We start from the raw sequence: 15,163 nt of genomic DNA, 5'->3' as shown, positions 1-15,163 counted from the left end.
CACCAAAGCCCCAGAGTCCGCCACCTGTATCCATCGCGCCTATAAGTCAGTCCGCAACTTCCATATCTCCGGAAACAGGACTACATCCAGCATCTTGCGCAGGTAGCTGACGCCGCCCGTCCCACCAGTCCCTCGCTTGAACCCGATCACGCGCTCCACAGTCGTGACATGCCGGAAGCGCCAGAGCCGGAAAGCGTCTTCCAGGTCAGTGAGTTCTTCGCCGAGCTGGTACAGGTCCCAGTACTTCTTGGGGTCGCGATACACCACGAGCCAGGCCTGCTCAACCTCATCGCTTTCGGCATAACCTTGCGTCCAGTCACGCTGCGTATGGCTGGCCGGTACGGCCAGGCCGCGGCGGGCCAGCAGGCGCAGGGCTTCGTCATAGAGTGACGGGGTCTCATACGCGGCTTGTACCTGCGCGAGCAGGTCGGGCCGGTGCGCATGCGGCTTGAGCATGGCGGCGTTCTTGTTGCCGAGCGCGAATTCGATGCAGCGGTATTGCGCGCTTTGAAAGCCGCTGGAGTTGGCCAGGTAAGGGCGAATCGCGCTGTACTCGGGCGGCGTCATGGTGGCCAGCACGTCCCAGGCGTGCACCAGCTGCTCCATGATCTTGCTCACGCGTGCCAGCATCTTGAAGGCGCCGCCCAGCTCGTCTTTCGCGACGTTGGCGATCGCGGCGCGCAGTTCGTGCAGCATCAGCTTCATCCAGAGTTCGCTGGTCTGGTGCTGGATGATAAACAGCATTTCGTTGTGGTCGGGCGAGAGCGGTTTTTGCGCGCCCAGGATTGCGTCGAGCTGCAGGTAGTCGCCATAGCTCATCGAGTGACTGAAGTCGAGCTGCGCTTTTTCGTCGCGCACGATGTCTGCCGGCCGTTGTGTGTTCATGGATGATCTTTCACGGAAAAGCGATCTGGGTATTGAAACAAGCAGGGGCCGCAGGCGCAGCGGTCCCTCTTGTGATGAAAGGGGCAGGGAGAAGCCGCAGGCTGCACGCAGTGGACGACCGTGGGGGCCATGTCATCATGTGACCGCGTGCTTCTGGTTGAACTCGGATTTTTGCCATTCGGCGGTTTCCAGCACCTGCTTCAACTGTTCGACGGCGTTCCAGACGTCCTCAAAACCGATGTAGAGCGGTGTGAAGCCGAAGCGGAGGATGTCGAGGTGCTTGCCGGCGCCGCCGTCTCCGGCGCGGAAGTCGCCGATGACGCCGCGCGCGATCAGCGCTTGCACGATGGCGTAGGCGCCCTGGGTTTTGGTCAGGCAGACCTGTGAGCCACGCCGGGAATGTTCGCGCGGTGTGGCCAGGCCCAGGCCGTGGCCCGCGCAGCGTTCTTCCACGAGTTGAATAAACAGGTCGGTCAGTGCCAGCGATTTTTTGCGCAGGGCCTGCATGCCGCCGAATGCCTCGGCGGCCAGCACGGTGTCCAGCCCGCACTCCAGCGCGGTCATGCTCAGGATGGGCTGGGTGCCGCACAGATAACGTGCGATTCCTGCAGCGGGGCGGTAGTCCGGAGTGAATTCAAAAGGTGCTGCATGGCCCCACCAGCCGGCCAGCGGCTGCCAGAAGCGGTCTGCGTGTTTGGGGTTGACCCAGACAAAGGCCGGTGCGCCGGGGCCCCCGTTAAGGTATTTGTAGCCGCAGCCAATCGAGAAATCGGCTTTCGCCGCATTCAGGTCCACCGGCACGGCGCCCGCGCTGTGGGCCAGGTCCCAGACGGTGAGTGCGCCTGCTGCATGCGCTGCGGCGGTGACGGCGGCCATGTCGTGCATGGCGCCGGTGCGGTAGTTCACGTGGGTCAGCATCAGCACGGCCACTTCGCTGGTGAGCGCGGCGGCAATCTCTTCGGGCTCGACCAGTCGCAGCCGAAAGCCGCGTTCCCGGCACAGGGCTTCGGCGATGTAGAGGTCGGTCGGGAAGTTGCTGCGCTCGCTGACGATGACCTTGCGCGTGGACGCGTCCTGGGCCGCGATGTGCAGTGCAGCGCTCAGCACCTTGTAGAGGTTGATGGAGGTGCTGTCGGTGGCCACTACTTCGCCGGGGGCTGCACCTATCAGCCGGGCAATCTTGTTGCCCAGGCGTTGCGGCAGCTCAAACCAGCCGGCACTGTTCCAGGAGCGTATCAGGCCCTGGCCCCATTCGGCGGTCACGGCTTCAGCGACGCGAGCGGCGGCTGTTTTGGGCAGCACGCCCAGCGAATTGCCGTCGAGGTAGATCACATCTTCGGGCAGGGTGAATTGCCGGCGCAGCGTGCGCAGCGGGTCTTGCGCATCGAGGGCGCGGCAGTCTTGCAAAGTGCTCATGGAGTGGTCTTCATGGAAGTTCACGCAGGACTGCGCGAACGGGTGAGGCGTCGGCCCGGGTGAGTTTGAGCGGCAGGGCAATGAGTTCGTAGTCGCCTTCGGCTACGTCGTCGAGCACCAGGTTTTCGAGCACGCGCAGGCCGTGCGCCAGCAACTGGTGGTGGCTGGGCAAGTCCTGGCTGGTGGCCGGGTCCACGCTGGGCGTGTCAATGCCGACAAGTGCTATGTTTTTGGTAGCTAGCAGCGCAAGCGTGGCGGGGGCTATGGCCGTAAATGATGCCCATGACTGACTGGCTGCCGCTGAGGTACGCAGCAACACGCGGGGCGGCAGGTTTTCCAGCGCGTGGGCGATGTGTTCCGGCTGCACCAGCGGGCCGCAGTCCATGCAGTGGATCACGCGGCACGGCCCGAGGTAGGGCGCGAGGTCGAGTTCGCCGACGCTGGTTTCACCGTTGGCATAGTGCAGCGGCGCATCGGCATGCGCGCCGGTATGGGGCGAAAGTGTGATGCTGTTGACGTTGACCGGGCAGTCCGGCGTCAGCGAAAAATGCAACTGCTGCGAATAGGCCGTGTCGCCGGGGAACACCGCGGCGTTTTCATCCACCGACGGTGAGATGTCCCAGAGTTTTCGCGGTGGTGATGTGGTGGAAGCGGAGGTGCGGGCTGTCATGGGTGCAAAGGTAGCACCGGCAAAAAAGCCGTGGTGTCGGTTATTTCCAACAATCTCGAAAATAGTTGAAACCTAAAGTACCTGGCAAAAGCGGACGGCGCAGTCGTCGGGCGCGGCCTGTGGAACCCGTCAGCCTCGGGCACAATTAAAGGCTGTAGCGCTCGTTGCGGCATCGATTGACCAGAGCGCCTTTACAACCCCCTTCAAAGAGACAAAGGCACACCATGAATTCCGAGAACAAGTCCAGCGGCAAAGTCGCACTCGTCACCGGCGCGGGCACTGGCATTGGCAAGGCTGTGGCCCTGGCCCTGCTGCGTGAAGGCTACAGCGTGGCGCTGGTGGGCCGCCGCGCCGAGCCGCTCAACGAGGTTGCCAAAGAATCGGGCACAGACCGCGCGCTGGCTTTGCCAACCGACGTGAGCCAGCCCGACTCCGTGGCGGCGGCATTCGCCAGGGTCAAGGAAAAGTTCGGCCGGCTGGACTTGCTGTTCAACAACGCCGGTGTGGGCGCGCCGCCCGTCAACCTCGAAGACATCACGTTTGAGCAGTGGACCAATGTGGTCAACATCAACCTGACCGGCTCCTTCCTCTGTGCGCAGGCCGCCATCAAGTTGATGAAAGACCAGTTGCCCCAAGGCGGCCGCATCATCAACAACGGCTCGATTTCGGCCCATGCGCCTCGGCCCAACTCAGCGCCCTATACCTCCACCAAGCACGCCATCACGGGCCTGACGAAATCCATCTCGCTGGACGGGCGCAAGTACAACATCGCCTGCGGCCAGATCGACATCGGCAACGCCATGACAGAGCTCGCGGCCCGCATGGCCAAGGGCGTGCCCCAGGCCAACGGCGAGATCGCCATTGAGCCGATGATGGATGCGAAGGAAGTCGCCGATGCGGTGGTGCACATGGCGTCGTTGCCGTTGTCAACCAATGTGCAGTTCATGACCATCATGGCCACGAAGATGCCGTTTGTGGGCCGCGGTTGAGGGATGTTGTGTTGAGCCCGGCGCATATTGCTCAAGGTATGCATGGCGCATAGCCAGGGCAATTGAGGGTTGCGTGAAATGTGTTGTATTGTATGTATATGAGCAATACAGCATCTGATCTGGAACAGTACCTCGAAGAGTTGGCACGTACTGCCCAGCCCGGGGATCGCCTTCCGACCATTCGGGATTTGATGCGCCGGTTTGCCGTCTCCCAGATGGTGATTCAGCGTGCCTTCCAGGGCCTGAAAGCCAGGGGGCTGATTGCATCGCAGGTAGGGCGGGGGACCTATTTCCGCGTGGAAGGCGAGGCTGGCGTCGGCCCCGGCGCCTCGTCGCCGGCCGGAAGGTCGGTGCTGCTGCTGCGCCGTTCCATCAGCATTGCCCGCGGCCGTGTGTTGATAGAAGGGCTACAGCGTCGCTTTACCGCTGACGGCCACCGCGTACTTGAAGTTTCCTACACCGATCCCGCCCACGCGCGGACCATCTTGAAGGGTTCGCCCCGCTTTGACGCCTGCGTGGTTCAGTCGAGCTACAAAACCATCACGATTGATTTGCTCGCAGCGCTGAAAGAGAAATGCGATGCGTTGGCCGTGGATGGCGCGGCGCTCGCCGGGGCCGATGTCGAGGTGGTCGGCATGGAGTGGGGGGAGCCGCTGGCTGCGGCGATCACGCTTTTGCAGCAGCAAGGTCATCGCCGCATTGCATACGCAACAACGTCGCACCCATTTCTGGCAACCCAGATGGGACGGCGGCGGTTCGACTACCTGCAGACCACCCTGACAGGAATTGAGCTTCAGGTGATCACTGTGCCGCACCTGCCTGATGAGAACTACGAAGCGGTGCTTGTGGGGATGATCAAGGCCAGTCTGGATGCCTCGGGGCAGCTACCTTTCACCGCGTTGGTGGCGTGGGGCATCGAGGATGGCGCCAGATTTCGGGAACTGCTGCAAGAAGCTGGCGTTGGCATACCCGCACTGCTGAGTGTGGTGTTGCTGGGACGTACGGATCTTGCGAACGAGCACGCCAACTTCTTCGACACGATCGGGTGCAGCGTGGCCGATCAGGTCGAGTATTTGTATCAGGCCATCAACGCACGATGGGCCGACCCCTCAATCCCCTATGGCGTACGCCTGATTCCTGTAACGACTTACGCCGGTCAATCGATAGCCACCCTGCCGATGGCTGGTGAGCCGCACGAACAGGGTTTGCGGAAGTCCGTCAAAACTCGCAGCCAGGCGCTTGCCACCGGTTCCTGATCATTTGCCGAACGCGTGCTGTCATGCCTGGAATTCGATGGCAGAAACGGGCATTGTGCGACCCTCTCGCGCGCTCCGCAGTCCCAGCTCAATCAAACCGATGACCTGCATCGCATCATTGGCCGTGACGGGATTGATGCCCTTGCCATGGATGGCATCGCGTACTGCGCTGTAGTAGGCAGGGTAGTCACCCGCAACGCAGTTTATTTCGCGCCTTACGCAAGCGCCGTCCGTCCAAACTGAAACCTCGGCAGGCAAGGGATCAACTCCCCAGTCCAGGGCGGGTGGATGCTTTCCGGCTTTTAGCGCATTTTCTTGTGGATCAAGACCCATCTTGAGGAAACTGCCCAGGCTTCCATGCACTGTGAAGCGCGACCCCGGCGCCGGCGTCAGGGCACTGCCATGCAGAATGACCCGGCTTTGGCCATGGCGCAACACGGCGTGAAACCAGTCGGGAGTCTTTGCGCCATTGCGTTGTTCTGCCAGGTCGAGTGCAATCGATTCGGGAAGCCCGAATAGCTGCAGTGCCTGATCCAGCAAATGGGCTCCAAGGTCGTACCAGAGTCCACCGCCCGTATCGGCTTGTTCGCGCCAACGGGCAAGAACTTCCGGCCGGTAGCGATCGAAGTGCGATTCAAAATGAACGATTTTCCCCAGCTCACCGGAGGCAATGACCTGGCGCAGCGTAAGGAAGTCTGCATCCCAGCGACGGTTGTGGAAGACCGAAAGCAAGCGCCCAGCGGCTTGTGCTTTTGCCTGCAATTGCCGCGCTTCGTCCAACGTTACCGTAAAGGGTTTGTCGACCACCACATGCTTGCCCGCGGCCAGCCCTGCGCAAGCGAGCGAAAAATGTGTGTCGTTGGGTGTTGGTATCACCACAAGGTCAATGTCCGGACGCGCAAAAATCCGCTCTGCAGTTGCCTCGACCTGCACGTCGGGCCAGTCGGCATACACCTTGGAAGGATTGCTGCTTGAAATCGCGGCAAGTCTGAGCCCCGGGACTCCAGCTATCAAAGGCGCATGAAACGTTTTGGTGGCGTAACCGTAACCGACGATGCCAACGGAGAGAGTTTTAAGCACAAGGTGTCCCTTTTAGGTTGACCGCTTATCGAGGTTGCATCACGCGCTCGACCGTCTCAATCGTGATTGCCGCCGATTCGCCCACATAGTTGCTCGCAACAAGGGCCTGGGCCAGGCCCTCAGGAAGCCCATGCTTTGCAAACATCGGGTGCTCACTGATGCTTGTTATAAACGGAACGCCTTCGGATTGGGACCGTTGCGCTGCTTCGTAGAGTACCTTGTGTGCTTCGTGGCGTCCCATCAGCCTGGTAAGCCGCATCATGACGGCTTCTGAAGCGATCAGGCCGTTCGATAATTCAAGATTGTGCCGCATCGCCTCAGTGTTCACGGTAAGACCCTTTGCCAGCCTGGCAAGGGTCTCGGCAATGGACGCCGAGATGACGGCGATTTCTGGAAGCAAGGTGTCGGTCACGTTGGTTGCCGACGAGTCGCCTTCGTCCATTCGCACCATTGCTTCAAGGGCCGCAGGCACCCGCATCCGCATCATGCGCGCAAGGCTGACCAACAGCAGCGCGGTGGACGGATTGCGTTTTTGCGCCATGGTCGAGCTGCCTACCTTGCCCATGTGAAACGCTTCCGCAATCTCCCCGATTTCTGTGCGCTGCATGAATACGACGTCTTGCGCGATTTTCTGCGCGGAACCTGCAAGCAGCCCCAGTGCTGAAATGTAGTCGCACACGCGGTCGTAAGACGAACGGCTTGGCAGCCCGGCTGGCGGTAACCCGAGTTGCTCGGCCATGCGCGCTTCCACGGTCCGGCCTTTGATGCCCATCGCTGCGAAAGTGCCTATCGCACCGCCCATGCACGCGACGAACGACGAGGCCAGACGCTGCGTCAGGCGATCCCGATCCCGATCCAGTTCGTCGATCCAGCCGGCAAGCTTGAAGCCGAACGTCATTGGCAATGCATGTTGACCGTGTGTACGGCCCGCCATCACCGTTGCCCGGTGTTCCTGCGCCAGCCTGCCAAGTGTGGCGATGGCTGCATCCAGATGACCCGTCAACAAGTGGTGTGTCTCGCGCATCTGCAGTGAACTGGCGGTATCGAAGATGTTCTGGGTCGTCGCCCCCCAATGGATATAGCCCGCCGCTGGGTCGCCGCACAGTTCCTCGAACTGGGAGAGGACGGGAACGAGCGGATGTTGAGCAAACGCGATGTCCCGGGACAGGCGTTCCAGATCGAAGAGCCGGGCATCGGCCTTCTTCCCGATGATTTGCGCAGCCTCGGTGGGAATGACGCCGAGTTCGGCTTGGGCATGAGCCAGTGCTGCTTCAACATCGAGCCATGCCTGCAACGTGGCCCTGTCGCTCCAGATGCGTTTGGCTTCGCCGCTGAACCAGTGGCCGGTAATAAATGATTCAAACATACTGGTATTCATGGACGGCTTGGATTGTGACGCGGCAAGCCTATTGGCATGCTCGCTAAAATTTTTGATTGATACATATTGTATTTGTGTAATTCTATGTTTTATATAGAATAAATTTAAAATTAATACAAATTACAATAAATACAAATACAATATACTCGCCATGCATTCAGCGGGTACATAAAACATGGAGACACGTCATGGAAGATTTTTTTGCTCGCCAGCGATCCGGGCGTCGCAGGCTGTTGAACCAGCTTGCCTTGCTGGGCGCCGGCGCGTTATTACCGGGCATTGGCCGCGCACAATCGGACAAGCCTGTATCGCTGATAGTCGGGTACTCTGCCGGCGGCAGTGCCGACCTGGTTGCCCGTGTTGTGGGGGCCGAACTGTCAAAGCGCCTGGGGCGTCAGGTCATCGTCGAGAACGTTGCGGGCGCCAGCGGCATGATTGCCGCGCAAAAAGTGCTCAATGCGCCAGCTGACGGTAACCTGATCTACATGGGAGGTACGGATACCGTGCTGGTGCCCATGGTCAATCCGAAGACCAGGCTGGATTGGGAGAAGGACCTTCTGCCGGTTGGAAGAATGACCACGGTGCCGCTGGTATTCGCCGTCCCCGCGGGTTCGCCCCACGCGACGCTTTCCGACCTGGCGGGCGCGCTGAGAAAAAGCGGTAAAGAGAACTTCAATTACGCAACACCCGGAATTGCGACGATGCAACATCTCTATGGGTCGCTTATCAACAAGCGGGCAAAGGTGGAAATGTTGCATATCCCGTACCGTGGTGGTGCCCAGATCGTGAATGATCTTGTGGGTGGCCAGGTAGACAGCGCGGTGCTGGTCTTGTCGACGGCGATGCCCTTTCTCAAGGAGGGCAAGATCAAGGCCCTGTCGGTGTCGGATAGTGCACGCGTTCCGCAACTGCCGAATGTCAGGCGCATTGGCGAGGAAGAGGGCTTCAACGGAATTTCGCTGCCGCTCTGGCAAGGCCTGTTTGTGAAAGCGGGAACCTCCCCCTCTATCGTGGCCGCTTATGAAAAGGCATTGCTGGACGCACTCGCGCAGTCAGACGTGCGCACAAAGCTGGCGGAAGCCGGCATCACGGTCGCTCCGATGACCGGCCGTGAGCTTCGTGCGTTCGTCGGTCCACAGGCCTCGCTGTACCGCGAAATTGTGAAGACCGCAAAAATCACCATGGAATGACGAGCGGCTCATCCTGGCCCGGTTGCGATAAAAAAAGATGACTGCATTGCCCGGCAGTCCTGGCGGCGGTGGGCGGCTTTTGGCCGACATCGGCGGGACCAACGCACGCTTCGCGTGGCAGGCCGGTGCCGGTGCCGGGGCATCCATCGATGACCTGGTGATATTGCCTTGTGCTGGATGTGCCAGCCTTGCGGATGCAATCCGGCATTACCTGGGCGTCGTGGGGCGAAGCGCCCCTCCTGACTGCGCAATCGCGATTGCCAATCCAGTGCATGGGGATCAGGTGCGAATGACCAATCATCGTTGGACTTTCTCGATCAAGGCACTGAAAGAGCAATTTGGATTCGCGAAGCTGCGGGTGCTGAATGACTTTACGGCGCTGGCCCTGGCGCTGCCCACGCTGAAGCCAGAGGAGTTGCGTCAGGTTCAGGGCGCAAAGGCCGCCCCTTTCGCTGCGATGGGTTTGATCGGGCCCGGTACCGGTTTGGGCGTTTCGGGGCTGTTGCCCGACGGGCAGGGTGGCTGGATCCCGATCGAGGGGGAGGGAGGGCATGCTACTTTGGCGGCTTGCACACCGCGTGAGCAAGCGGTACTCCGTTGGCTAAGCCGCCGCTACGGGCATGTTTCGGCCGAGAGAGCCGTATGCGGCCAGGGCCTGGTCGATATTTACCTGGCCATCAAAGAGGTTGACGGCTGTGCACCTGACGCCGGGCTTGATGCGGCGACCGTAGCGTCGGCAGCACTGGATGGGGGTGATCCCTGGTCTCGCGAAGCACTCGATCTTTTCTGCGCGTTCCTCGGAACGGTCGCGGGCAATCTGGCACTGACGCTCGGCGCTCGCGGCGGGATATTTATCGGCGGCGGCATCGTTCCGCGCATGGGAGAAGTTTTCGAGCATACGGCGTTTGGGCAACGCTTCAAGGCAAAGGGCCGCTTTGCACAGTTTCTGGCAGACGTGCCGGTGTACGTCATTCAGTCCGGGCAATCACCTGCGCTTCGCGGTGCCGCAATTGCGTTGGACAGCCCGTCCGCTTCAGTGCCTGGTGTTCCGCGAGACGGGTGACGCGGCTCGCGGTGCCGATGGAACTCATGCCCTATCGTTGATCGCTCAGTGTTTACGCGAGCTGCCCGAGCAAAAGGAACTCCATGAGTGCCTTTTGTGCGTGCATCCTGTTTTCAGCCTCATCCCAGACCACGGACTGCGGGCCGTCGATCACTTCGGCTTCGACTTCTTCGCCGCGGTGGGCAGGCAGGCAATGCATGAAAAGCGCGTCGGGTTTGGCCGCGGCCATCATTTCGGCGTCTACGCACCAGTCCGCAAAAGCTTTCTTGCGTGCTTCGTTTTCGGCCTCATAGCCCATGCTGGTCCATACGTCGGTGGTGACCAGGTCGGCACCAGCGCACGCCTGCATCGGGTCCTTGAAGACCTTGTAGCTTTCGGCCGAACGGATGCCGGCGATGGACTGGTCAACCTCGTAGCCGCCCGGGGTGCTCACGTGCACCTTGAAGCCGAGGATTTCGCTGGCCTGCAGCCAGGTATTGGCCATGTTGTTGCCGTCACCCACCCAGGCCACTGTCTTGCCCTTGATGGAGCCGCGGTGCTCGATGTAGGTGAAGATGTCGGCCAGGATCTGGCAAGGGTGGAATTCATTGGTCAGGCCGTTGATGACCGGCACGCGCGAGTGCTCGGCGAAGCGGTCGATCTTGGTTTGCTCGAAGGTGCGGATCATCACCAGGTCGACCATGCGGCTGATGACCTTGGCGCTGTCTTCAATCGGCTCGGCACGGCCCAGCTGGCTGTCGCCGGTGGTCAGGTGCACCACACTGCCGCCCAACTGGTACATGCCGGCTTCAAAGCTCACGCGCGTGCGCGTCGAAGCTTTTTCGAAAATCATCGCCAGCGTGCGGTCGACCAGGGGCTGGTGTTTTTCGTAGGCCTTGAACTTCTTCTTGATGATGGCGGCGCGCTCGAAAACATAGGCGTATTCGGCCGCGTTCAGGTCGCTGAACTGCAAATAGTGCCGCACGGCAGCAGGCGTGGAGGGGATCGCAGTGGTCACGCGTTTTTCTCTTTCAAAAGCTGCTTGATCAGCGGAACCAGGATGGCCACCGCTTCGTCGGCTTCAGCTGTGGTCATGATCAGCGAAGGCACCATGCGGATCACGGTGTCAGCGGTCACGCTCAGCAGCAGGCCGTTTTCGGCGGCGCGGGCGAGCAGCTCGCCGCACGGCACTGTCAGCTCAATGCCCAGCATCAGGCCGCGGCCGCGGATTTCTTTCAAACCTTTTTCGCCGGCCAGTTCCCGGGCCAACGCCGCGCGAAGGTGGTCGCCCACCTTCACGGCGTTGGCAAGCAGGCCTTCTTCTTCCATGATGCGCAGGGTTTCCACTCCGGCGCGCATGGCCAGCGGGTTGCCGCCAAAAGTCGTGCCGTGATTGCCGGGGCCAAAGATGTGGGCGGCCTTGGGGCCGGCAACGACTGCGCCAATCGGCACGCCAGAGCCCAGGCCCTTGGCCAGCGGCATCACGTCGGGCTTGATGCCCGCCCACTGGTGCGCAAACCATTTGCCGGTGCGGCCCATGCCGCATTGCACTTCATCGATCATCAGCAGCCAGTCGCGCTCGTCGCACAGCGCCCGCACGTCGCGCAGGTATTCGTCCTTCATGCTGTTGATGCCGCCTTCGCCCTGGATGGCTTCAAAGAATACGGCGACGACATTGGGGTTATTGGCCGTCGCCGCTTTCAGCGCATCGATGTTGTTGAGCGGCACGCGGATAAATCCCTCAACCAGCGGGCCGAAGCCGGCCTGCACTTTGGGGTTGCCGGTGGCGCTCAAGGTGGCGATGCTGCGGCCGTGAAAGGCTTTCTCGTAGACAACGATTTCCGGGCGCTCAATGCCCTTGTCATGGCCGAACTTGCGCGCCAGCTTGAGTGCGGCTTCGTTGGCTTCCAGGCCGGTGGAGCAGAAAAACACGTTTTCCAGGCCCGACAGCTCCACCAGTCTGGCGGCCAGGGTTTCCTGCAGCGGCACATGGTAGTAATTGGAGCTGTGGATGAGCTTGGCGATCTGCTCCTGCAGCGCGGGCACCAGCTTGGGGTGGTTGTGGCCCAGGGTGTTGACGGCGATGCCGCCCAGCGCGTCGAGGTAGGCCTTGCCGTTAACGTCCCAGACGCGGCAGCCCTGGCCGTGGTCCAGCGCGATGGGCAGGCGGCCGTAGGTGTTCATCACGTGAGGGGAGGCGGCTTCGATGTGCTTGGGAAGGGCTGCGGTCATGGAGAACTCCGGAACAAGGGCTGTAACAGGGCTGAAAATCGGAGGCCCGCAACAAGTGAAGCAGGCCAGGTACTCCGACCCAGAGGTATCGAAACATGAAAGTGCGCCTTCGAGCCCATGCCGTCGTTGCAAATCCTCGCCATAGCCAAAGCTATGTCTGCGGTTTGCGCCTAGGCCTAGGCCCGAATCCATCACTTTCACTTTGTTCCGATACCTTTGGGCCGGAGTACAGGTTGATTTTAGGCGCAGAGTTTGCAGGCTTTTGTGACGATCCTGCATCACTGCAATGCAGGCGCCTGGCGCCTCCTGATGTTGAAAATCAGGCATCAAGTCTTATATAAGAGTCGCAAATAAGATAGAATTGTTGTGCGGTGCAGCATGGGGTGAATACGATCCCTTTCCACGTCAGGCGCCGCAAAAACCCTCCATCCGATGGTCTCCAACACCGCCAAAGAAGTCTTCATTCAGGGTATTACCCGCGACGGCAAAACCTTCCGGCCCAGCGACTGGGCCGACAGGTTGTGCGGCGTGATGAGCCATTTCCGCCCGGGCGGCCCGCAGCCCGGCAGCCACCTGACCTACTCCCCCTGGTGCGTGCCCACCGTCATCAACGGCGTGAAGTGTGTGGTCGTTAACTCAGAGCTGCGCGAGGCCGAGCCCATGGCCTGGGACTTCGCCATCAACTTCGCCAAAGACAACGATTTACAGGTGGCCGAAGCCTGTTTAATTCCGGATCCCCCGCGCAAAGACTGAGGTTTTCGAAGCGCCCAACAAAAAAGCCGTCTTTCGACGGCTTTTTTGCTTTGCTGCAGCGCACCCTACAAAACGGCGGACGGTATTTTCAGAATGCCGTCCGGGCGATTTGCCTGATTGCTCAGGCGGCCTTTGCGGGGGCCAGTGCCAGGGCTTTCACCTTGGCGGACAGGCGGCTCTTGTCGCGCGCTGCCTTGTTCTTGTGGAAGATGCCCTTGTCGGCAACCGTGTCCACAATGCTTTGGGCCTTGGCGAACAGGTCCTTGGCTTTGTCTTTGTCACCGGCTGCAACGGCTTTTTCGACGTTTTTCACAGCGGTGCGGTATTTGGAGCGCAGCGAGGTGTTCGCAGCGTTGAGTTTGACGTCCTGGCGGACGCGCTTACGGCCCGACGCGAGGCGGGGGTTCTTTTTCTTGGGTTTGGCGGTAGCCATATATAAATTCCTTTAATCCTGGGGAGGAGTCTGTGGATGTTGCAGCAAAGCCCACGATTATATACCCCCACGGTCGCTCACTTCGTGTAGCTCCCTGCCCCCCGAGGGGGCCGCCCGCCTGTGGCCCGGCAAAGCCGGTTCCACGGCTCATGCTGGTAAAGAGCCCATCTATAAGGGCGACGGGACGGGACTAGCGACCGTGGGGCTATAAACTCCCGGGGTGTCACTTTTCAAATCCGCTTCTACCGTCTCCCTTCTGACCCTGGTCTCCCGAATCACCGGTTTGGTGCGGGAACTGCTGATTGCCTCGACTTTTGGCGCCAGCGCCATGACGGATGCCTTCAATGTGGCATTTCGCATTCCCAACCTGTTCAGGCGGCTGTTTGCCGAGGGGGCTTTCAGCCAGGCTTTTGTGCCGGTGCTGGCCGCCAGCAAGGCCCAAAACGGCGAAGCCGAGACCAAACTGCTGATAGACCGGGTCGCCACTTTACTGGCCTGGGCGCTGCTTTTGACCTGTGTGGCCGGCGTGGCGGCAGCCCCTGTGCTGGTCTGGGCCATGGCCAGCGGGCTGAAGCAGGAGGCGCGTGGTTTCGAAGCCGCCGTTTTCATGACGCGCTGGATGTTTCCTTACATCGGCTTCATGTCGCTGGTGGCGCTGTCCTCGGGCGTGCTCAACACCTGGCGCCGGTTTGCCGTGCCGGCTGCCACGCCGGTATTGCTCAACCTTTCCATGATTCTGGCGGCCTGGCTGGGCGCCCCCTGGTTCAAGGCGCACGGGATCGAGCCGGTTTACGCCCTGGGCGGCGGCGTGATGGTGGGGGGCATTCTTCAACTGGCGGTGCAGGTGCCGGCGCTGTTCCGGCTGGGGCTGCTGCCGCGCATCGGCTGGAACCCTTCTGCGATCAAGGCGGCCTGGGCCGATCCGGCCACCCAAAACATCACCAGGCTCATGGTGCCGGCCTTGCTGGGTGTCAGCGTGGCGCAAATTTCGCTTCTTATCAATACGCAGATCGCTTCGCACCTCACGCCCGGCAGCGTCAGCTGGCTCACTTATGCCGACCGCCTGATGGAGTTCCCGACCGCGATGCTGGGTGTGGCCATCGGCGTGGTGTTGATGCCGCAGCTGTCGGCCGCCAAAGCCGCCGGTGATGCCGCCCGCTACTCGGCCATGCTGGACTGGGGCCTGCGCATTGTGGTGCTGCTGGCTGTTCCCTGTGCCGTGGCCCTGATGACGTTTGCCCAGCCGCTGGTTGCCACGCTTTATCACTATGGTGCTTTTACCGACCGCGACGTGCAGCAGACCACTACGGCCTTGATGGGCTACGGCGCGGGCCTGCTGGGACTGGTGGCCATCAAGGTGCTGGCGCCCGGTTTTTATGCGAGCCAGGATATCAAGACGCCGGTGCGCATTGCGGTGGCCGTTCTGGTGGTGACACAGCTGCTCAATCTGGCGCTGGTGCCGTTTTTGCAACACGCGGGGCTGGCGCTGGCCATCGGTATTGGCGCGCTCATCAACGCGTTCTGGCTGCTGTGGGGGCTCAAGCGGCGCGGCAGCTACACGCCGGCGCCCGGTTGGGGCATGTTTTCGGCACAGGTGGTGGGTGCCAGTGCGTTGCTGGCGGTTTTCCTGCTGTGGGCGGCCGGGGCTGTGAACTGGGTCGGTTTGAAAAGCCAGTATCTGGAGAGAATAGGGCTGCTGGCACTTGTCCTGCTTGCATCGGGCGCTATTTATTTTATAGCGCTATGGGCGTCGGGCCTGAAGGTGCGAAAACTCCTGAAACACTGAGCTGTCGCCTTTTTCAGACTCTTCAAGGGCATTCCTTGATTCCCTTTTTGCGC

At 60.9% G+C, this 15,163-nt stretch carries 14 protein-coding genes; 6 read left to right on the top strand and 8 right to left on the bottom strand.

The genetic code is table 11. The features are described 5' to 3' along the window. Window positions 1-39 precede the first annotated feature (39 nt). The 3 genes from kynA to kynB all read right to left on the bottom strand — a co-directional run bounded on the left by kynA (window position 40) and on the right by kynB (window position 2,971). A complete protein-coding gene (gene kynA / locus AC1DZE_RS15320) occupies window positions 40-885 on the bottom strand; it encodes a tryptophan 2,3-dioxygenase (protein ID WP_477671374.1) in 846 nt (281 codons plus the stop codon). A 135-nt stretch (window positions 886-1,020) separates the two neighbouring features. Further along, window positions 1,021-2,301, bottom strand: coding sequence for a kynureninase (gene kynU, locus AC1DZE_RS15315; RefSeq protein ID WP_477671375.1), 1,281 nt, complete (start codon window positions 2,299-2,301; stop codon window positions 1,021-1,023). A 10-nt stretch (window positions 2,302-2,311) separates the two neighbouring features. Continuing rightward, on the bottom strand, window positions 2,312-2,971 hold the full coding sequence (kynB, locus tag AC1DZE_RS15310; protein ID WP_477671376.1) for an arylformamidase: 660 nt from the start codon (window positions 2,969-2,971) through the stop codon (window positions 2,312-2,314). 224 nt (window positions 2,972-3,195) lie between these two features. Here kynB and AC1DZE_RS15305 point away from each other — a divergent pair, with 224 nt between their 5' ends. After that, window positions 3,196-3,960, top strand: a complete 765-nt coding sequence (locus AC1DZE_RS15305) for an SDR family oxidoreductase (protein ID WP_477666272.1) — start codon at window positions 3,196-3,198, stop codon at window positions 3,958-3,960. 98 nt (window positions 3,961-4,058) lie between these two features. Further along, window positions 4,059-5,216 (top strand): GntR family transcriptional regulator, encoded by a 1,158-nt coding sequence (locus AC1DZE_RS15300; RefSeq protein WP_477671377.1) that lies wholly within the window; start codon window positions 4,059-4,061, stop codon window positions 5,214-5,216. Window positions 5,217-5,237: 21 nt separating this feature from the next. On the opposite strand, the gene AC1DZE_RS15295 is transcribed toward AC1DZE_RS15300, so the two are convergent. Next, window positions 5,238-6,296 carry an oxidoreductase gene (locus AC1DZE_RS15295; RefSeq protein ID WP_477671378.1) on the bottom strand — a complete coding sequence of 353 codons (1,059 nt, stop codon included), beginning with the start codon at window positions 6,294-6,296 and terminating at the stop codon, window positions 5,238-5,240. A gap of 25 nt (window positions 6,297-6,321) precedes the next feature. Then, the gene (locus AC1DZE_RS15290; RefSeq protein ID WP_477671379.1) at window positions 6,322-7,674 is read right to left on the bottom strand and encodes a class-II fumarase/aspartase family protein; all 1,353 of its coding nucleotides are present in this window, start codon (window positions 7,672-7,674) and stop codon (window positions 6,322-6,324) included. 188 nt (window positions 7,675-7,862) lie between these two features. Here AC1DZE_RS15290 and AC1DZE_RS15285 point away from each other — a divergent pair, with 188 nt between their 5' ends. After that, complete coding sequence (locus AC1DZE_RS15285) at window positions 7,863-8,864, top strand: Bug family tripartite tricarboxylate transporter substrate binding protein (protein WP_477671380.1); 1,002 nt, start codon at window positions 7,863-7,865, stop codon at window positions 8,862-8,864. Between the two features lie 37 nt (window positions 8,865-8,901). Continuing rightward, entirely contained in the window at window positions 8,902-9,927 is a 1,026-nt protein-coding gene (gene glk, locus AC1DZE_RS15280) for a glucokinase (protein WP_477672755.1), read from the top strand. 52 nt (window positions 9,928-9,979) lie between these two features. Here glk and argF read toward each other — a convergent pair whose 3' ends face one another. Next, on the bottom strand, window positions 9,980-10,924 hold the full coding sequence (gene argF / locus AC1DZE_RS15275) for an ornithine carbamoyltransferase (RefSeq protein WP_477671382.1): 945 nt from the start codon (window positions 10,922-10,924) through the stop codon (window positions 9,980-9,982). Then, window positions 10,921-12,138, bottom strand: a complete 1,218-nt coding sequence (locus AC1DZE_RS15270; RefSeq protein WP_477672756.1) for an acetylornithine/succinylornithine family transaminase — start codon at window positions 12,136-12,138, stop codon at window positions 10,921-10,923. Before AC1DZE_RS15270 ends, argF begins: the two co-directional genes overlap by 4 nt. Before the next feature lie 432 nt (window positions 12,139-12,570). Here AC1DZE_RS15270 and AC1DZE_RS15265 point away from each other — a divergent pair, with 432 nt between their 5' ends. Then, window positions 12,571-12,891: a DUF3579 domain-containing protein gene (locus tag AC1DZE_RS15265; protein WP_411885285.1), complete on the top strand. Its 321-nt coding sequence runs from the start codon at window positions 12,571-12,573 to the stop codon at window positions 12,889-12,891. A 121-nt stretch (window positions 12,892-13,012) separates the two neighbouring features. On the opposite strand, the gene rpsT is transcribed toward AC1DZE_RS15265, so the two are convergent. After that, window positions 13,013-13,324, bottom strand: a complete 312-nt coding sequence (rpsT, locus tag AC1DZE_RS15260; protein WP_007864125.1) for a 30S ribosomal protein S20 — start codon at window positions 13,322-13,324, stop codon at window positions 13,013-13,015. Between the two features lie 220 nt (window positions 13,325-13,544). On the opposite strand from rpsT, the gene murJ reads away from it, so the two are divergent. Then, complete coding sequence (murJ, locus tag AC1DZE_RS15255; protein ID WP_477700251.1) at window positions 13,545-15,110, top strand: murein biosynthesis integral membrane protein MurJ; 1,566 nt, start codon at window positions 13,545-13,547, stop codon at window positions 15,108-15,110. Window positions 15,111-15,163 lie beyond the last annotated feature (53 nt).

Source organism: Polaromonas sp. P1_F1 (assembly GCF_056405795.1).
The sequence above is the reverse complement of the archived record's forward strand: the minus strand, read 5'-3'. Positions and strand labels throughout refer to the sequence as shown.